We start from the raw sequence: 19,587 nt of genomic DNA, 5'->3' as shown, positions 1-19,587 counted from the left end.
CCCTTTTAAATTACGTGGCAGGTGCCGGCAGTACCCGGAAGGAGACCCGCGGCTTTACCACTACTGCCTCAAATTCTATTTCTCCCGGCCAGATTTACAGGCTGTTGTTCTAGCTAATTGTGAATAATTTAAAGTTAACCGTTATGTCATCCACCGAATTTAACAACTTATTACTTGGAAACGCCGACTTCCTGCGGCCGTATGCAGTAACCTTAACTAAAGACTCTGAATCTGCAAAAGATCTCTACCAGGAAACCTTATTCAGAGCACTGTCTAATCGTGATAAATACCTTGCCGGCACTAACATCCGTGCCTGGCTGTATACCATCATGAGGAACATCTTCATTAACAACTACCGTCGCGGTAACCGCCAGTACCGGCTATTGGATAATGCGGTAGGAGATTACCTGCTGAGCCACCAGCCTTCTGCCATCGGAAATTTTGCAGAATCAGACCTGCGGGTGAAGGATGTGCAGATGGCAGTATACAATCTGCCGGTGATTTTTAAACAACCATTCCTGTTGTACTTTGAAGGTTATAAATATTATGAAATTGCAGCTATACTTAATGAACCATTGGGCACGGTAAAAAGCCGTATCCACTTTGCCCGGAAAATGCTGAAGACCCGTATTACAAGGCATTAACGGCTATTAACCATACAATACTATTCTCAGACTTTTAGATAACAGAAGTCTGCAAACCCTCAATATGGCCATTGAAAGCCGCTATGAATACCCGGTAGCAGGCGAAAATTGTGATTGTTTGTATATCGTATTGCCTGTAATTACCCTGTCAGGTGAGCGGTTATTGCTGTATGATTGTTTGCAGACTCCCATTATCCCTTTCTCCTCCGATTGTCATCCCCTCTACTGTCAAATCCCCTTATAAGCACAAATCTTTGTTAAATAACCGTTTATTATCCCGGGAAATATATAAAAACCGGTTTAAAGCCGTTTATTAGCGTAGACTTTTCAATTTTTTTTCCGGATTCTCTACAACTTACTGTACGCCCGGCAACAACAATGCTTATTTTTTTATGCCTAAAGTAACTTTCAACAACAAGAATGCATTATTCTTTCCGGCGCTCAAATCCGCTGTAGAGGACTATTTCAAATCAAACAACATTCAAAAAACAGGTAACTGGAAATTATATATTAAAACCGCCGTCCTTATTCCGGTAGCGGTAGCCTTGTATGTTTCGGTATTATTTATATCGATGCCGGCCATCCTCTCGGTAACTTTATGTGCTTTACTGGGGTTTGTATTGGCAAGTATCGGGTTCAACGTAATGCATGACGCATGTCATGGCAGCTATTCCACCAACAGCAAAGTGAACGACACCCTCGGTCTTACCCTTAACGCACTGGGTGGCAACGCTTTCATCTGGAAACAGAAGCACAATATCATTCACCACACCTACACAAACGTAGACGGCCTGGATGACGATATCGGCAAAAGCCCGCTCATGCGGCAGTGCAGCACCCAGAAATGGGTGCCCATGCACCGGATTCAGCATATTTATGTAATACTGATATACGCTATCTCCTCTTTCGCCTGGGTGTTTATTATGGATTTTGTGAAATACCTGAGCCGGAAAGTATATACCACTCCGCTTCAACCCATGAAATTAACCGATCATATGGTGTTCTGGGGCAGCAAAGTATTATACCTGGCGTTTTATATTGCACTTCCCATCGCATTGGTGGGCTGGCAGGCGTGGGCCATCGGCTTTGCAGTAATGCACGTGGTAATGGGCTTTACCCTGGCCATTGTATTCCAGCTGGCGCACGTAGTGGAAGAAACCGAATTTGAAGTAGTTGGTGAAGATGCCAAAGTCATCGAAAACGAATGGGCTATCCACCAGATCAAAACCACCGCTAACTTCGCACCCGGACATAAAATCATCTCCTGGTTCGTAGGTGGCCTCAATTACCAGGTAGAACATCACCTGTTCCCGAGGATCAGCCATGTGCATTACCCGGCCCTCAGCAAAATAGTGGCCGCCAAATGTGCAGAACACAATCTTACTTACAATTCCATCCCTACCATGCAGGGAGCAGTAATATCTCATTTCCGTTTCATGAAAGCACTCGGTGCTAAACCGTAGTGTTGGGTGACCGCCTTCGGCGGTTGTAAATTGTCTTGGAACAGGATTACACTGATTATACTGATTTCATAGATTTGATCACTTCTGATTTTAATAGATTAAGGGAGATATAAGTGGATACATGTTCGCTTATATCTCCCTTAATCATTATAAAAATCCCCAAAAATAAAATCAAAAGAATCAGTATAATCAGTATAATCAGTGTAATCCTGTTCCAAGACAATTTACAATCGCCGAAGGCGATTCTATTCTCTTCCTTTTTCGTACTTTTACACCCTTCAGAAATACTACATCTTTTCTACATATAAAATATAAACAGCAGTCGTGATGAAGGCAAATTATTTAGACGAGCTTAACGAACAACAGCGGGAAGCAGTAATACATATCAACGGCCCTTTGATGATTGTAGCAGGCGCCGGTTCGGGAAAAACGAAGGTGCTTACCACCCGTATCGCACACCTGATGCGGAATGGCGTGGATGCGTTTAATATTTTATCCCTCACCTTTACCAATAAGGCTGCCCGTGAAATGAAGGAACGTGTGGAAAAGATCCTCGGCGGCAGTGAAGCCCGTAATCTTTACATCGGTACCTTTCACTCCGTATTTGCCCGCCTCCTGCGCGCAGAAGCGCACCGCCTCGGCTATCCAAACGATTTTACCATCTACGATACCGACGATGCCAAAAGTGTTATCAAAACCATTATCAACGAGCTGAATCTCGATGATAAACACTATAAACCCAACTTCGTTTACAACCGCATCTCCGCTGCCAAAAACAGCCTCATGGGACCGGAAGAATACCAGTTGGATAACCTGGTGCAACAGGAAGATATGCGCGCCAACAGGCCACTGATCGGCAAAATATACGACATGTACGCCAAACGCACGTTCAAAAACGGCGCAATGGACTTCGATGACCTGTTGTTTAAAATGTATATCCTCCTCAAAACATTCCCGGAAGTACTGCATAAATACCAGCACAAGTTCAAATACATTATGATCGATGAGTACCAGGATACCAACCCTGCCCAGTACGAAATCATCAAATTACTCGGTGCTGTCAATGAAAATATTTGCGTAGTGGGAGATGATGCCCAGAGTATCTATTCCTTCCGCGGCGCTACCATCGAAAATATCCTCCAGTTTGAAAAGGATTATGATGATGTGAAAGTGGTAAAACTGGAACAAAACTACCGCAGTACCAAGTCCATCCTGAATGTAGCCAATGAAGTAATTGCACACAACAAAGGACAGATAGAAAAGAACCTCTGGACAGATAACACCGAAGGCGATACCATTAAACTGGTACGCACTATGACCGACAACGAAGAAGGTAAATTCGTAGCCGACACTATTTCGGAACAGAAGCTGCGGAATCATTACGACAACCGCGACTTCGTGATCCTGTACCGTACCAACGCCCAAAGCCGCTCCTTTGAAGAAAGCCTGCGCCGTAAAGCCATTCCCTACCGCATCTTCGGGGGGCTGTCGTTTTACCAGCGCAAGGAAATCAAAGACTACGTAGCTTACCTGCGCATCACCATGAACACCCGTGATGAGGAAAGCCTGAAAAGGATCATTAATTACCCCGTTCGCGGTATCGGTAAAACCACCATCGAAAAAACAATTGTGCTCAGCAATGAACACAATATCACCATGTGGGAAGTACTGGAAAGGGCCAGGGAGTTTGGTTTCAAAGGTGGTACCGTGGAAGCCATCGAAGCGTTTGTGATCATGATCAAAAGCTTCCAGGCAATGCTCACCTCGCACAACGCCTATGATGTGGCTGTTGCGGTGGGCAAGTCTACCAATATTGTAAAAGAACTGTTTAACGATAAAACTACGGAGGGGCTTGCCCGTTATGAAAACGTGCAGGAACTCTTAAACTCCATCAAAGAGTTTACAGAAACCCCCGATGAAGAAGGAGAGCTGCTCGATAAAAGCATGGGCTCCTATCTCCAGCAAATCACCCTGCTCACCGATGCCGATCAGGGCAATGATGAAAACAGCGATGTGGTGAAACTGATGACTATCCACGCCGCAAAAGGACTGGAGTTCCCGGTGGTATTCACCGTAGGACTGGAAGAAACATTGTTCCCCAGTGGTATGTCTATCAACACCCGGGAAGAGCTGGAAGAAGAAAGAAGACTGTTTTATGTAGCCATTACCCGCGCAAAAGCGCGCTTATGGCTCACCTACGCCAATAGCCGTTACCGCTTTGGTAACCTGGTACAGAATGAACCGAGCCGTTTCCTGGAAGAAATGCCGGAGAAATTCATCGACCGCAGCTATGCCGGCGGAGGCAGCGTGCGCAACGCCTTTGGCGGTGGCAGCACCTCCGGATGGAGCAACAGCAATAATATGTTCGACCGGAAGAAGGCGCCGTCGCAGCCTTCCCAGCCGGTAACGCAGAAGCCTGCTGCAAAACCAACCTTTTCTCCTGCCACTACCCATGTGCCTTCTGCTGACTTTGCCCCGGACGATCCGGCTGGCATGGAGCCCGGCATGCAGGTAGAGCATCAGAAATTTGGATTCGGTATCATCGCGGCAATGGAAGGAGCGCCTAACAACAGGATCGCTACCATCAATTTCCCTAAAGGCGGCGGTGAAAAGAAAATTATGCTGAACTACGCCAAGCTGAGAATAGTAAGATAAGTGACATGAAAACCGCGATGTTAAAACTCCGGCAGTTTTGCGCCTACCAGGAACGGAGCCACCAGGAAACAAAATATAAATGCCTGGAGCTGGGCCTGCGGGGAGAGGAAGTAGACGAAGCCATTTCTGAGCTCATCGCTGAAAATTTCCTCAACGAGGAAAGGTTTGCCAAAGCCTACGCCGGCGGTAAATTCCGGATCAAGCAATGGGGACGCAAAAAGATTATGATGGAGCTGAAGCAGAAACAGGTGTCTGCCTACTGCATCAAAAAAGGAATGGAAGAAATTGATGAAGATGATTATATCGCGGTACTCCATAAGCTGGCAGAGAAAAAATACCTGTCGCTGAAAGGAGAAACAGCCATGAAACGGAAGTACAAGGCCATGCAATACCTCCTGCAAAGAGGCTTTGAATCTGAACTCATCAACGAAGCACTTGAACAAATCGCAAAGAATGAGGCTTAAGCGGGCAATAATTTGAAAAGTTTCTAACCCGTCAGGCCGTAATTTTGTGACCACAATAACCGATAATGTCAGATCTGAAAGTAACACTCATACAAACCCAATTGCACTGGGAAGATAAGGAAGCCAACCTCCGTATGTTTGATGAGAAAATCAACAGCATCAAGGAAAGGACTGAAGTGGTATTTTTACCCGAAATGTTCAGTACCGGCTTCAGTATGCAGTCAGCGCTCCTGGCTGAAACAATGGATGGAACCGCAGTGCAGTGGATGAAGAAGAAGGCGGCGGAGAAGAATATCATCATCACCGGCAGCCTGATCATTGAGGAAAACGGCGAATACCTGAACCGCCTGATCTGGATGTTGCCGAATGGCACCTATGGCACTTATGATAAGCGTCACCTGTTTGGTTATGCAGGAGAACATGAGCACTACACACCCGGTAATAAACGCCTCATTGCACAGGTAAAGGGCTGGAAAATCAATCTGAACATCTGTTACGATATGCGTTTCCCGGTATGGGCGCGCAATACCATCCAGCCGGATACCAACGAAGCAGCGTACGACCTGCTCGTGTATGTAGCCAACTGGCCGGAAAGACGTAAAACCGCCTGGACTACGCTGCTACAGGCCCGCGCTATTGAAAACCAGGCATTTGCCATCGGCGTAAACCGGGTAGGCAACGATGGTAACAATATTTATCACAGCGGGGAAACCAGTCTTATTGATCCGATGGGAGAGATCATCTACCGCAAATCGCACGATGAAGACGTATTTACGTATACCCTTCAACGTGAGCGGCTGGAAGAAGTGAGGAAGAATATTCCTTTCCTGAAGGATGCCGACGCATTTACAATTCTCCCAAAGGGATAACTAACTAAACAAATTCTGATATGTTGTTACAGGCAGTCCATCACATCGCGGTTATTTGTGCAGATTACTCCAGGAGTAAAGCATTTTATACCGATGTGCTGGGCCTGCAGGTAATACGTGAAGTATACCGGGAAGAACGGGACTCCTGGAAACTGGACCTGGCACTGGGCAACCAGTACATTATTGAGCTGTTTTCTTTCCCGGACCCGCCGCCACGGCCAAGTCACCCGGAGGCCTGCGGGCTTCGCCACCTGGCTTTTGCGGTGGCTGATATCGAAGCTGCCGTTGCGCAGCTACAGCAAAAAGGGGTGAGTACCGAACCCCTGCGCATTGATCCCCATACCCAACAACGATTTACCTTTTTTGCAGACCCCGACGGGCTGCCTTTAGAGTTATACGAAGTCATTTAACACCCGTAAAATTTTATTGCTATGTCTGTTGCCTACATCAATGCCCGGATTTTTACCGGGGAAGAGATATTGGATGATCATGCAGTGATTACACAAGGAGGGAAAATTACCAGTATTGTTCCTGTCTCCGAATGGAAAAAAACCGGTAGTGAAACAGACCTGAAAGGAGGCCTGCTGGCCCCTGCTTTTATAGATCTGCAGATCTATGGCGGCAACAGTCACGTGTTTTCCATGTATCCTTCAGTTACTTCGCTGGCGGCTACAGTGGCTTACAGCAAAGGCGGCGGCGCGGCGTGGATCATGCCCACCGTGGCTACCATCAGCCCCGAAATTATGCTGGAAGCCATGAATGCAGTAAAGGCTTATTGGGAGCAGGGCGGACAAGGCGTGCTGGGACTGCACCTGGAGGGGCCTTTTATTAATCCTAAGAAAAAAGGCGCACACCTTGAGCAATATATTCATGCCCCTACCCAGGCGGATATTAACTGGATCCTGGAAAACGGCCGTGATGTGGTGAAGATCATGACCCTGGCGCCGGAATGCTGTGATCCCGAACTGGTAAGACAGCTGGAAGCAGCCGGTATCGTGATATTTGCAGGGCATAGTAACGCCACTTACGCGCAGGCCTATACGTCGTTCGACAGTGGTATTCACCATGCCACGCATCTTTTTAATGCCATGTCACCGCTGGAAAGCCGCGCTCCCGGCCTGGTAGGCGCCATTTATGATCACCCGCGGGTATCCGCCAGCATTGTGGCGGATGGCGTACATGTGGACTTTGCCTCCGTCAGGATCAGCAAAAAGATTATGAAAGATCGTTTGTTCCTGATCACAGACGCGGTAGAGGAAAATAAAGAAGGCGGGTATGTATATATTAAGGAGACGGACCGCTATGTAAGCGCCTCGGGTGTTTTGTCCGGCTCACGACTCACAATGACTAAAGCCGTCCGCAACTGTGTGGAGCAGGTAGGCATTCCGCTGGAGGAAGCTTTACGCATGGCATCCCTGTATCCGGCCCGTGCAATTGGCCGTGAGCAGGCATTGGGCCGTATTGCGGTAGGCTACGACGCGGCATTGGTTGCCATCGACTCTAACTGGGAAACTACAGTATACTGTTAATAGCCCTATCTTCGCAGGATTAATAATACTGTATATCCGCATGAGTGCACTAACTCGCTTCCTGAAAAAAGACCGGTATAAAAATCTGTTCCTGCTCTCCTGGCTGGTACTGGGCCTGCTACAGGCATGCTTCTCTGAACTATGGGATGATGAAGCCTATTATTGGGTGTATTCACGTCATATGGATTGGGGCTACTTTGATCATCCGCCTATGATTGCGCTGTTGATCAAAATAGGATACGGGATCTTTCATAATGAACTGGGAGTGAGGCTGCTCATCGTGGTGGTAAATACACTCACCCTGTGGATTACGGCTAAACTGATTGCTTCAAAAGACAATAAACTCTTTTACCTGATCATAGGATCTATGGGCGCCATGCAGATTGGTGGCATACTGGCAGTGCCGGATGTTCCCCTGATCTTTTTTGCAGCCGTATTTTTCTGGGTCTACCGCAATTTTGTAAACGAGCAAACCTGGAGAAACACGCTGCTGCTGGGCATTTCAATGGCATTGATGTTTTACAGCAAATACCACGGCATTCTGCTGGTATTTTTCACCGTATTATCTAACGTGAACCTGTTAAAGGTATTTAAGTTTTATGTGGCCTGCATACTCACTACAGTGCTGTTCCTGCCGCATATTTACTGGCAATATACCCACGGCTTCCCTTCACTGCAATATCACCTGGTAGACAGGAACGCATCTTCCTATAGCATTAATTACTCGCTCGATTATCTCGGCGGGCAACTATTATTATTCGGCCCTTTGCTGGGCTGGCTCATACTGTATTATGCGTTCCGCAGCCCGATCACCAACTCCTTTGAACGCGCCCTGAAATTTTGCGTGATAGGGGTGTTGTCCTTTTTCCTGCTCAGTACTTTCAAAGGCAGGGTAGAGGCCAACTGGACGGTGATGCTCTTTACACCGGTGGTAATACTGGCGCACCAGGCCATTGTACGGAAAGGGTGGTCGCAGAAATGGTTGCTGTATACGTTGCCGGTTACTTTGCTGCTGGTATTGGTGGTGCGGGTATACATGGTGTGGGACTTTATGCCGGGAGTGGAAATAAGACCTGAAATTCATCATAACAAAGAATGGACTTCACAGGTAGCTGCCCGTGCCCAGGGCAAGCCAGTGGTTTTTGTGAACAGCTACCAGCGGCCCTCGAAATACATGTTTTACACCGGGCAACTTTCCTATAGCCTCAACAGCCGCTATTCCCGCAGGAGCCAGTATAATTTCTGGGACACCGAAACGCAGCTCTGGGGCAAGCCTGTAATGGTGGTATCTGATCCGGGTTCAGGAATACCTATCACGGATAGCCTGAAAACGGTTCATGGCACATGGGATTATTACATTCAATCTGATTATTACTCTTACTCACTGATACAGCTGAAACCCGCGCTGAAAAGCATCCGGGCAAAACGTGGCGAACATGTAAATGTGATCCTGCAACCTACCAACGGTTACCACCAGCCTATCCGGCTGGACAGGTCCAATGAACCGGTGCTTGGCTATGGATTTATGGCGAAAGATGAAGCGCTGCCACCGGTGAAATCCTCCATGACCCTGGAAAGGGCCGTGCTAAGGCGTCTCATCAACCTGGAAGTGGTAATGCCCGACAAGCCAGGTAATTACCAGCTGAAATTCTCGGTGTTTGCAGGCGAATTGCCACCCACGCACAACAGCCCGGTGATACCGGTGATTGTAGAAAAATAAAAGAGAAAGGCGCATCACCGATGCGCCTTTCTCTTTTATATGATGCCGTGCTTTACTGCTGAAACGCGTTCCAACCCTGCGCCACCAGTTTATACTTGTTGCCGCCTTTGGTAAGGATATGTGCTCCTTCGGTAATATCGGTCATGTAGCCGATCACGCTGATCTGCTCATTGAGTACAATTTTGTCGTAGTCGGCCTGCTTCATGGTAAACAACAGCTCATAGTCTTCGCCGCCACTCAGCGCACAGGCAGTAGGGTCCAGTCCAAATTTCATGGCTATTTCCTTGCTTTCCTGGGCAATGGGGATCTTGTCTTCGTACAGCACAACACCCAGGTTACTCTGTTTGGCGATATGCAGTATTTCGGAGCTGAGGCCATCGCTTACATCCATCATGGAAGTAGGTTTAATATCTTCCTGTTGCAGGAATTCGATGATATCCTTACGGGCTTCCGGTTTCAGCTGGCGGCCTATGATATAGGTCTGGTCTTCCAGGTCGGGCTTTACTTCCGGGCTTTCCAGGTAAATCTTTTTCTCTCTTTCCAGGAGGGTGAGGCCGAGGTAGGCCGCGCCGAGGTCGCCGGTAACGCAGAGCAGGTCGCCCTTTTCAGCGGTGGACCGTTTTACAAACTGGTCGGGGGTTACTTCGCCGATGGCAGTAACACTGATGATAAAACCTTTCTGTGAGTTGCTGGTATCGCCGCCGATCAGGTCTACGCCATACTTTTCGCAGGCAGCGTACACGCCTTCGTAGAATTCGTTGAGCGCTTCCAGGGAGAAACGGTTAGAGAAGGCAATGCTGACCGTGATCTGTGTTGGCGTGGCATTCATCGCGTAGATGTCCGACAGGTTTACCACTACCGCTTTATACCCGAGGTGTTTCAGCGGCGTGTACATCAGGTCGAAGTGAATGCCTTCCACCAGCATATCGGTGCTGATTACGGTTTGTTTGCCGAAGTGATCAATCACAGCGGCATCATCGCCCACACCGAGTACGGTGCTGGCGTTTTGTATTTCTATGTTCCTGGTGAGATAATCGATCAATCCGAATTCTCCCAGGTCCTGTATTTCAGTTCTTTCCTGTTCCATCTTCCCAATACTTATTTACCGTTAACAAGATCTTGTAATGCACTATGGATACGGCCATTGGTGGCCAGTATTTCTTTCTGATAGGGGGAGTAACGGTTGCCTGAAAAGTCTGTTACCTTTCCACCCGCTTCTTCTACAATGAGGTAGCCGGCGGCGGAATCCCATGCCTGGAGGTGGTGTTCATAAAATCCATCAAAGCGGCCGCAGGCCACCCAGCAAAGATCTATGGCTGCAGAACCCAGCCTGCGAACGGGAATGCCCTCTTTGATAACGCGCTCAAGTACCTGTAAGGGATTGTTGGCACTATCCTGCCATTGATAGGCAAAACCTGTTACCAGGCAGGAGGTTGACACATCGGCTTTGACAGAAACATTGATCGGCTTGCCGTTCAGCGTAGCGCCCTGTCCTTTTTCTGCCACAAACAACTCGTTCATAAAAGGGTTGTATACGGCTCCCAGTATCATTTCTCCGTCTTTTTCCACGCCTATGGATACGCAACAGAGGGGAATACCATTGGCGTAGTTAACCGTACCATCGATAGGGTCAATGATCCATTTCACGGAAGAATCCGTCTTCATCTCGCCTACTTCTTCACTCAGGATAAAATGATCTGGATAAGTTTCCCTGATAATGTTGATGATAGCGGTTTCAGATTTTTTATCCACTTCCGTTACCAGGTCGTTAATCGTACTTTTACTGCTCACCTCGAAAGGACCGTTGAAATATTGTTGCAGTATTTTTCCGCTGGCTTCAGTAGCTTTGAGTAAAGTTGTTTTTAACATGCCGCAAAGGTAATTACGAATTACGAATTATGAATTGCGAATTATAACCTACATGTTTTGGATATTTTATATGTATAGATGACTTAATGATACTACATAATCTGTAATTCCGAATTATCAGTCAACTTATATTCAATATTCCACTTATTTTTGTAGTTCAATTAAAGAGAGGGAAAGTTAATGGCCATCATAGGTAATCTTATTTCCAGGTCACTACGCATCAGGAAGAAGTTCACATTTAAATTAGGAACACCGCGCCAATACCAGATGCAGGTGCTGCATCGGTTGCTGGAGAAGGCCAAGGATACAGAGTTTGGCCGCCACTACCAATTTCAGGAAGTATTGGATGGGGCTAATTTCATTAGTCACTACCGCGAAAATGTTCCCGTGCATAACTATACCAAAATGCACGCAGAGTGGTGGTACCGCTGCCTGGAAGGTGAAGCAAACGTGAGCTGGCCCGAGAAGATCAAATACTTTGCATTGAGTTCAGGTACTTCTGAATCTGCCAGTAAACATATACCTGTTACCAAAGCCATGCTGAAAACAGTGAAGAAGGTGGGCGTGAAGCAGCTGTATTCTATGGCTAACTTTAATATCCCGCCCCGATCTTTTGAAAAAGGCATCCTGATGCTGGGGGGTACTACTTCATTGTTTGAGAAAGGCGACTATTATGAAGGTGATATGAGCGGCATCCAGGCCAAGAATATCCCGAAATGGTTCCGCCGTTTTTATAAGCCGGGTGGTAAAATATCCCGCAAACCCAACTGGGAGCAGCGTATCAAATTAATCGTGCGCAAAGCGAAGGAGTGGGACGTAGGTACTGTTTGCGGCGTACCTGCCTGGGTACAGATTGTACTGGAAGAAATCATCAAATATCACGGGGTTAAAAATATCCATGAAATATGGCCAAATCTGGCAGTATATATTCATGGCGGCGTATCTTTTGAACCGTATCGCGACAGCTTCCAGAAGCTGCTCGGAAAGCCCATTGCGTTCATTGAAACCTATATGGCTTCTGAAGGTTCTTTTGGCTTCCAGGCGCGCCCGGGTACAAAAGGTATTAAGCTGGTCCTGAATGCAGGGATCTTTTATGAGTTTATTCCTTTTAATGAAGAAAACTTTGATGCCGAAGGAGAAGTAAAACCCAATCCTAAATCTTACATGATCCATGAGGTAGTGGAAGATGTGGAGTATGCAGTGATGCTGTCTACCTGTGCAGGAGCATGGCGTTACCTGATCGGTGACGTGGTGAAATTTACTTCCGTAAAAGAACATGAAATAGTGATTGTTGGCCGTACCAAACAGTTCCTCAGCCTTTGCGGGGAGCACATGAGTATCGACAACATGAACAAAGCGATAGATAACGTTCAGAAGAAACTGGGTATAAACGTCCGTGAGTTTACGGTAGCCGGGTTCCCTTATCAGAACCTGTTTGCCCACCGCTGGTATGTAGGTACGGATACGCCAGGTGTGGATGCGGAAAAAGTACGCGAAATCATCGACCAAACCCTCGCAGAGGTAAACGATGACTATGCTGTGGAACGTTCTGCTGCGCTGAAGGAAGTATTTGTGGAGATATTACCCAATGATGCATTTATAGATTACCTCCGTTGCAAAGGCAAGGAAGGCGCCATGAATAAATTTCCCCGTGTAATGAAAGGCGAGAAACTGAAAGACTGGGAGAAATTTCTTGCGGGAAAAACCGTTAAGAGTTAAGTTGCACCTGTGACACGGAAATTATACGCATGATAGCATCAATTGTAGCGGGACTGGGACTGGGATTATTTCTTTCTTTATCAGTAGGCCCGGTAATATTCGCAATTATAAAATATAGCATCAATAACGGCTTTAAGGCAGGGATCAGTTTCGCGCTGGGCGTGTCTTTCAGCGATATCATTTTTGTGTTGACAGGTAACCTGGCCACTTCTTTTATCAGCGGCCTGGAAGAATATAAAAGATCGATAGGTATTGTGGGAGGTTGTTTGCTGATAGGCATGGGTGTATACGGACTGTTGTTTAAAAAGGTAAAGATCAGTACGGGAGATGAAAAACCGGAAATGTTCCGCACCCACGACTACCTCAAGATATGGCTCGCCGGGTTTTTAATGAACACCCTGAATCCCGGTGTTATCATCTTCTGGTTAGGAGTTTGTGTGGCCAATAGTGCTACCACAGCCGGGCACCGGATCATCATGTACGCAGTTTGCCTAAGCCTGGTGTTGTCGGCAGATATCCTGAAGGTATTTGTATCTGATAAAATCCGTCATAAATTAACGCTTGCCAATGTAGAATGGCTGAACCGTATTGCCGGGGCCAGCATGATCATTTTTGGCGTGGTGTTGCTTTATAAAGTACTGTTCGACGTAGGCGCAATGGGACACTAAAAATACTGACATACAAAAAAGCCTTCCGTGTATCACGGAAGGCTTTTTCTTTTATTGGAGGTGTTTATTATCCTTTGATAGTCCAGGTTTCGCTGCCTGCCAGTAATTTATCCAGGTCGCCGGGGCCTTTTTTAGCCAGCGCTTCTGTTAACTGGAAGCCCATGATATCTTCATAAGTAGGACGGAAAGCCTCGTAGAAGATACCGAACGGACGGGGTAAATGTCCCTCAATACGCACGTCATCAAACATACGGGTGAGCAGTTGTGCTTTGTAGAAATCATTTTCGTCATGGATCCACAGGTCGCTTTCTGTATACTCACTACCCAGTTCCACTGCCACTGGCCTTAAACCATCCAGGCGGATACCTTTGTTTTTGGTAGCGCCAAATACCAGTGGTTTGCCGTGTTCCACAAAAATGGTTTCATCGGCTTTGCTGCTTTTTTCTGTGAAGGCTTCAAAAGCGCCATCATTGAAGATATTACAGTTCTGGTATATTTCCAGGAAGGAAGCGCCCTTATGTGCATGGCTGCGTTTCAGCATTTCCTGCAGGTGTTTGGGGTCGCGGTCCATACTGCGGGCAATAAAAGTAGCATCTGCTCCCAGGGCCAGGGCCATTGGGTTAAACGGATGGTCAATACTACCCATCGGGGTAGATTTGGTTACTTTATTTTCTTCTGAAGTAGGAGAGTACTGTCCTTTTGTTAAACCGTAGATCTGGTTGTTGAACAACATGATGTTCACATCAAAGTTACGGCGCAGCAGGTGAATGGTATGGTTACCGCCAATGGATAAGCCATCACCGTCGCCTGTTACAATCCACACGCTCAGTTCGGGGCGGGCTGCTTTCAAACCGGAAGCAATCGCCGTGGCACGGCCATGGATAGAGTGCATACCATAGGTATTCATATAGTATGGAAAGCGCGAAGAACAACCGATACCGGAAACGATCACAATGTTTTCGCGGGGTACGCCCAGCGTAGGCATAATAGTTTGTACCTGCTTAAGTATAGAGTAGTCGCCGCAGCCAGGGCACCAGCGTACTTCCTGGTCCGTTGCAAAGTCTTTCGACGTAAGTGGCGCCTGCGGGGCTATAGTTGCTGTTGACATTAGTATGAGTTAAAATAATATATTATAGAGTCCGTAAAGTTACGATAGATAGCTGTAATTATCAGCTCACTGCGCCTGTAATTCTTCCCAAAATTCTGCCGCCCGGCGGGTATGCGGAATCACTATGGTGCCGCCTACTATGTTGGCTACTGCAAAGATTTCATACATTTCTTCGGTGGTAACGCCCTGCTCAAACGACTTCTCCAGGTGATATTTGATACAATCATCACAACGGAGTACCATAGAAGCTACCAATCCCAGCATCTCTTTTGTTTTGGTGCTCAGCGCTCCTTCTGCATAGGTGTTGGTATCCAGGTTGAAAAGCCTGTTAATCACTTTGTTCTGCTTTCCAAGTATTACCTCGTTCATCTTAGCCCGGTAGTCGTTAAACTCCTGAATCGCATTGGCCATATAACTGCTGTTTATGTGTTATGTTTATCGTTTCACCCAATAAAGCTATGAAAGGATTTACAAATATAGATTAATCTACTGGTTAAGTAGACTATTTGGCCTATAACCTATATTTATGGATCATAACCAAAAGTTATTGCGTCAAAAGCATTCGTCAAATTAGTCTATTGATATAATAGACTATTTGTATATTGAGTGGATAAACCCTCTTTTTCAACAAGATCTGGATCGAAATTATGACAACAACCAACTTCTCCCTGCTCATGGCGCTGCTACTGTGCACAGGCGGGGCAGCACGGGCGCAGGACAAAAAGCTCACCGGGTATACCGGCAATGCCGCCACCCAACAGCTGGAACTGGAAAACCGCTTCGATAAACAGTTAAGCAGCAGCCACATAGGCGAAACCATCAAAGCACTATCTTCCCAACCACATCACATTGGCTCCGCCCGCGGCAAAGCCGTAGCGGAAGATATCCTGCAACGCTTCAAAAGCTACGGCTGGGACGCGGAAATAGTAACCTACCAGGTACTTTTCCCCACCCCGAAAGAGCGCCTGGTAGAACTTAAAGGATCTACTACCTACAAAGCCCTGCTGAAAGAACCCGCCCTGAAAGAAGATGCCACCTCCGGCCAGGAAGGCCAATTGCCTACTTATAACGCCTGGAGCGCCGATGGCGACGTGGAAGGGGAACTGGTATACGTGAATTACGGCCTCCCGGAAGATTATGAATACCTCGACCGCGCAGGCATTAACGTAAAAGGCAAAATTGTAATCGCCAAATATGGTCGCTCCTGGCGCGGCAGCAAGCCAAAAGTAGCACAGGAACACGGCGCCGCCGGTTGCATCATCTACTCTGATCCGAAAGACGATGGCTACTACAGCGGCGACGTATACCCCAAAGGAGCGTTCAAAAATGAATACGGCGTGCAACGTGGCTCCGTAATGGATATCGTGATCTATCCCGGCGACCCGCTCACGCCCAACACCGGCGCTACTGCCAACGCGCAACGGCTCGATCGCCTGCAGGCGCCCAATCTCCTGAAAATACCGGTACTGCCCATCAGCTACCACGATGCCACACCACTGCTGCAGGCACTGGAAGGCCCCGTGGCGCCGGACGAGTGGAAAGGCGCCCTCCCATTTACCTATCACATCGGCGGCGGTAAAGCCAGGGTACACCTGAAGCTGTCGTTCGACTGGCAGATACGCCCCTGCTATAATGTAATCGCCAAACTGAAAGGCAGCGAACAACCCGATCAATGGGTGATCCGCGGTAATCACCACGATGCCTGGGTAAATGGCGCCGCCGATCCCATCAGCGGACTGGCCGCTCTCCTGGAAGAAGCCAAAGCCATCGGTGCGCTGCATAAGCAAGGCTACCAGCCAAAACGTACACTGGTTTACTGCGCCTGGGACGGAGAAGAACCCGGCCTGCTGGGTTCTACCGAATGGGTGGAAGACCATGCGGCCGAACTGAAAGAAAAAGCAGTGGTATACATCAACTCTGATAACAATGGCCGTGGTTTCCTCAATGCCAGCGGCTCTCATGCCCTGGAAACCCTCGTGAATGAAGTGGCGCGTGATATTACCGATCCGCAAACACAGGTCAGTATCCTTGCCCGCAAACAGGCGTCAGAGGTGTTAAAGGCCGCTACGCCTAAACTGAAAAAGGAAAAGCTGGCAAAGCAAGGCATCGCAATCGGCGCTATGGGCTCGGGTTCCGACTATTCTTCTTTTCTCCAGCACCTGGGCGTACCTTCTCTTGATTTTGGTTTTGGGGGAGAAGATGCAGGCGGCGAATACCACTCCATCTACGATTCCTACGACGACTATACCCGGTTTAAAGATCCCGGCTTTAATTACGGCGTGGCACTTTCACAAACTGCCGGTCATACGGCTTTACGTGTAGCCAACACCGTTACCCTGCCATTCGATTACCGCAAGCTCTATGAAACCGTAAACGGTTATGTGAATGAGTTAACGGAACTCACCAGCAGCCTGCGCGAGTCTACCACTATCGAAAATCAGCTGATCCGTGACCGCAAATACCAGCTCACTACGGATACCGCCAAACATTTGTCGCCTCCACTTCTCAAATCAGAAGTACCGTATCTCGATTTTTCTCCTTTGCAGAATGCCCTCACCGGTTTAGACACCGTTACCACATCGCTTGCTGCGAGGAAGCAATTCTCCGCCGCCGCCAACAAAGCGCTGTACCAGGGCGAGCAACAACTGCTTAACGATGCCGGCCTGCCTGCGCGCAGCTGGTATAAGCATACCTTGTATGCTCCCGGATTTTATACCGGCTATGGCGTTAAAACCATTCCTGGCGTAAGAGAAGCCATTGAGCAACGCCGCTGGAAGGAAGCACAGGAACAGATTGGAATAGTAGCTGCGGCCATCAACCGGCTGTCTGCTTACTTAGGGAACATTCATTAACAGCCTTCGGCGGTGGTAAATTGTCTTGGAGCAGGATTACACTGATTATACTGATTACTAAGATTTGATCATATTTGATTTTAACAGATTAAGGGAGATATAAGCGAATAGATTCGCCTGTATCTCCCTTAATCATTATAGTAAAAATCAGGTTAATCACGGTTAATCAGTGTAATCCTGCTCCAAGACAATTTACCACCGCCGAAGGCGGTCCTCCGCATTATTTCACTGCTTCGCGGAGATAATCCTTTACGCCTTCCACGATGCCTGTAACCAGCTCCCGCTGAAACGCAGGGTCCAGCACTTTTTCTTCGTCGCCGGGGTTGCTGAGGAAAAGTGTTTCCACTAAGGCATCGGGGAACTCGGTAGGGTTGTTTAGGATGAAGTTGAAGCCGGAGTTATTGCCGAAATCATAAAGACCTGTTTGCAGCAAACGCTCATGTATAGCCGCGTTGAGCGGTTCGCAGAAAGGTTGCTTATAGTAAGTGGCAGTGCCATATACATCAACAGGGTTGCCGGAAGCATTGAGGTGAATACTCAGCAGCAGGTCGGGGTTGGCCCTGCGGAAAAAAGAAAGCCGGTCTTCGTTGGCAACAAATTTTTCTGTGGTGCGCGACATGATCACAGTAGCGCCTTCTCTTTCCAGCAATGTTTTCAGTTGCAGCGAAAGCACCAGGGTCATGTTTTTTTCTACCGCGCCGGTAAGACCGGTAGCGCCCGGGTTGCCGCCGCCGTGGCCGGGGTCCAGACCTATCACCATATTTTTCAGCGATAAGTTTTTCGGTACACGTTTAACCTTTACCGTTATACGGTTATTATCGTAATACACCTGGTAGCCCCAGGGCGCGTGTTGCAGGGAAATCACCATGCGGCATACATCGGGTGATGGCTGCCCCCATGCTACAGATGTGATTTCTTTGGTGTTTTGCAACACCGTATTCAATCCTTTCTCTGCATAAGCGCCGTGTATATCGATGATGATCTTTTTGGAAGAAACCAGTTGCGTGGAAGTATATGGCAGTTTATCAGATAAGGCCACCGACACATAATCATATTTTTCATCTCCCCATATTTTGGCATCGTCTGCAATGCTTACGGGAAGCTCTTCCTGGGGGATCTCCGTGTCCAATAACGGCTCCGGAATAAAGGCGGTGGTGCGGGAGGATAGCCTTACTTTGTAATAGTCTCCCTGTCTGCCCACAATATGTAAAAGCACATCTTTATCCAGGTAACCGATTTTGTCGGGTCCCAGCCGGTCGCCATTCGGACTGGCAGTGAGGTAGGTCATATTGTCGATGGTACGGCCGGTGAATGGTATTTCATTGTGCATTACGCTGTAGCGGTAGGTGCTACCCAGGATAGCAGTTTCGCCGCTTTGTTTGCGGAGGCGCACCATAATTTTTCCATTCAGCAGGGAGTCGCGTGGTTGTATGATGTAACTGCCGCTGTAATAGCCTGGTACTCCGCCTGTTTGCGAAACGGGCATTTCCTTTAGTGGTACGTCGTTGAACCAGCTGGCGCTTTGGCCGGGATAGCCTTTCATCTTTATCCGCAACGTATCTCCTTCGGAAAGCTGAAGGTTCCCGGAGGGCGATATCTCCATAAAATCTATCCGGAAAATACTGGTGGCAGCAGGCGCCGGAGGCTGGTTATAGTAATAGGTAATATTCTTCGTATATGTTTCTCCGTTAGGTGTGGTAGCGGTAACGGAAAAGGAATTTCTGCCAGTGGTCAGTTCATATTTTGCAGCAAAAGTGCCGGTGGTATAAACGTGTACGGTATCGTTATTAATCTTCACCGTACAGCCAACACAGGTGCGGCCGGCAATAAATTGTCTGGGTGTGTTTACATTATTCTGATCCCTTGAAGGCTGACTGATACGCAGTGTTGCCTGACTGCTTGCAAGAAAGGGGATAGCGATGGTAATAAGAAACGTAGAAAAAAACTTTGCTGATAGCGTCATACCCTGTCATCAATATCTTTGAAAGATGGTAAAGATAAGCAGGTGAGGGGAATAGGAAAAAAGC

At 47.7% G+C, this 19,587-nt stretch carries 16 protein-coding genes; 11 read left to right on the top strand and 5 right to left on the bottom strand.

Features of this window, described 5'->3' with window-relative positions:
* Nucleotides 1–143 precede the first annotated feature (143 nt).
* The 8 genes from B5Z18_RS19725 to B5Z18_RS19690 all read left to right on the top strand — a co-directional run bounded on the left by B5Z18_RS19725 (nt 144) and on the right by B5Z18_RS19690 (nt 9,344).
* Nucleotides 144–644, top strand: a complete 501-nt coding sequence (locus B5Z18_RS19725; protein ID WP_079471211.1) for an RNA polymerase sigma factor — start codon at nt 144–146, stop codon at nt 642–644.
* A gap of 392 nt (nt 645–1,036) precedes the next feature.
* Entirely contained in the window at nt 1,037–2,107 is a 1,071-nt protein-coding gene (locus B5Z18_RS19720) for a fatty acid desaturase family protein (RefSeq protein ID WP_079471210.1), read from the top strand.
* A 327-nt stretch (nt 2,108–2,434) separates the two neighbouring features.
* Nucleotides 2,435–4,762, top strand: a complete 2,328-nt coding sequence (locus B5Z18_RS19715) for an ATP-dependent helicase (RefSeq protein WP_079471209.1) — start codon at nt 2,435–2,437, stop codon at nt 4,760–4,762.
* A gap of 5 nt (nt 4,763–4,767) precedes the next feature.
* Nucleotides 4,768–5,226 (top strand): regulatory protein RecX, encoded by a 459-nt coding sequence (locus B5Z18_RS19710; RefSeq protein ID WP_079471208.1) that lies wholly within the window; start codon nt 4,768–4,770, stop codon nt 5,224–5,226.
* A gap of 65 nt (nt 5,227–5,291) precedes the next feature.
* Entirely contained in the window at nt 5,292–6,095 is an 804-nt protein-coding gene (locus B5Z18_RS19705) for an amidohydrolase (RefSeq protein WP_079471207.1), read from the top strand.
* A 20-nt stretch (nt 6,096–6,115) separates the two neighbouring features.
* Nucleotides 6,116–6,505, top strand: a complete 390-nt coding sequence (locus tag B5Z18_RS19700; protein ID WP_079471206.1) for a VOC family protein — start codon at nt 6,116–6,118, stop codon at nt 6,503–6,505.
* Nucleotides 6,506–6,526: 21 nt separating this feature from the next.
* Nucleotides 6,527–7,624, top strand: a complete 1,098-nt coding sequence (gene nagA, locus B5Z18_RS19695) for an N-acetylglucosamine-6-phosphate deacetylase (protein WP_079471205.1) — start codon at nt 6,527–6,529, stop codon at nt 7,622–7,624.
* A 40-nt stretch (nt 7,625–7,664) separates the two neighbouring features.
* The gene (locus B5Z18_RS19690) at nt 7,665–9,344 is read left to right on the top strand and encodes an ArnT family glycosyltransferase (protein ID WP_079471204.1); all 1,680 of its coding nucleotides are present in this window, start codon (nt 7,665–7,667) and stop codon (nt 9,342–9,344) included.
* 52 nt (nt 9,345–9,396) lie between these two features.
* Here B5Z18_RS19690 and thiL read toward each other — a convergent pair whose 3' ends face one another.
* Both thiL and B5Z18_RS19680 read right to left on the bottom strand, forming a co-directional pair.
* Nucleotides 9,397–10,431, bottom strand: coding sequence for a thiamine-phosphate kinase (thiL, locus tag B5Z18_RS19685; RefSeq protein WP_079471203.1), 1,035 nt, complete (start codon nt 10,429–10,431; stop codon nt 9,397–9,399).
* A gap of 11 nt (nt 10,432–10,442) precedes the next feature.
* Entirely contained in the window at nt 10,443–11,213 is a 771-nt protein-coding gene (locus tag B5Z18_RS19680) for an inositol monophosphatase family protein (RefSeq protein ID WP_079471202.1), read from the bottom strand.
* Nucleotides 11,214–11,393: 180 nt separating this feature from the next.
* Between B5Z18_RS19680 and B5Z18_RS19675 the strand changes: the two genes are divergently transcribed.
* Together B5Z18_RS19675 and B5Z18_RS19670 are read left to right on the top strand one after the other, a co-directional pair.
* Nucleotides 11,394–12,932 (top strand): GH3 family acyl-acid amido synthetase, encoded by a 1,539-nt coding sequence (locus tag B5Z18_RS19675; protein WP_079471201.1) that lies wholly within the window; start codon nt 11,394–11,396, stop codon nt 12,930–12,932.
* 29 nt (nt 12,933–12,961) lie between these two features.
* Nucleotides 12,962–13,600 (top strand): LysE family translocator, encoded by a 639-nt coding sequence (locus B5Z18_RS19670; RefSeq protein WP_079471200.1) that lies wholly within the window; start codon nt 12,962–12,964, stop codon nt 13,598–13,600.
* Nucleotides 13,601–13,667: 67 nt separating this feature from the next.
* On the opposite strand, the gene B5Z18_RS19665 is transcribed toward B5Z18_RS19670, so the two are convergent.
* Together B5Z18_RS19665 and B5Z18_RS19660 are read right to left on the bottom strand one after the other, a co-directional pair.
* Complete coding sequence (locus B5Z18_RS19665; RefSeq protein WP_079471199.1) at nt 13,668–14,708, bottom strand: 2-oxoacid:ferredoxin oxidoreductase subunit beta; 1,041 nt, start codon at nt 14,706–14,708, stop codon at nt 13,668–13,670.
* A gap of 66 nt (nt 14,709–14,774) precedes the next feature.
* Nucleotides 14,775–15,119 carry a carboxymuconolactone decarboxylase family protein gene (locus B5Z18_RS19660; RefSeq protein ID WP_079471198.1) on the bottom strand — a complete coding sequence of 115 codons (345 nt, stop codon included), beginning with the start codon at nt 15,117–15,119 and terminating at the stop codon, nt 14,775–14,777.
* A 236-nt stretch (nt 15,120–15,355) separates the two neighbouring features.
* Here B5Z18_RS19660 and B5Z18_RS19655 point away from each other — a divergent pair, with 236 nt between their 5' ends.
* Entirely contained in the window at nt 15,356–17,560 is a 2,205-nt protein-coding gene (locus tag B5Z18_RS19655; RefSeq protein ID WP_079471197.1) for a transferrin receptor-like dimerization domain-containing protein, read from the top strand.
* Nucleotides 17,561–17,780: 220 nt separating this feature from the next.
* Here the strand turns inward: B5Z18_RS19655 and B5Z18_RS19650 are convergent, their stop codons facing one another.
* Nucleotides 17,781–19,523, bottom strand: coding sequence for an N-acetylmuramoyl-L-alanine amidase (locus B5Z18_RS19650; RefSeq protein ID WP_079471196.1), 1,743 nt, complete (start codon nt 19,521–19,523; stop codon nt 17,781–17,783).
* Nucleotides 19,524–19,587: the final 64 nt, after the last annotated feature.

The organism is Chitinophaga ginsengisegetis (assembly GCF_900168065.1).
In the GTDB taxonomy this organism is placed as follows: Bacteria; Bacteroidota; Bacteroidia; order Chitinophagales; family Chitinophagaceae; genus Chitinophaga; species Chitinophaga ginsengisegetis.
Note: the sequence above shows the minus strand (reverse complement) of the source record. Positions and strands in the feature narration are given on the sequence as shown.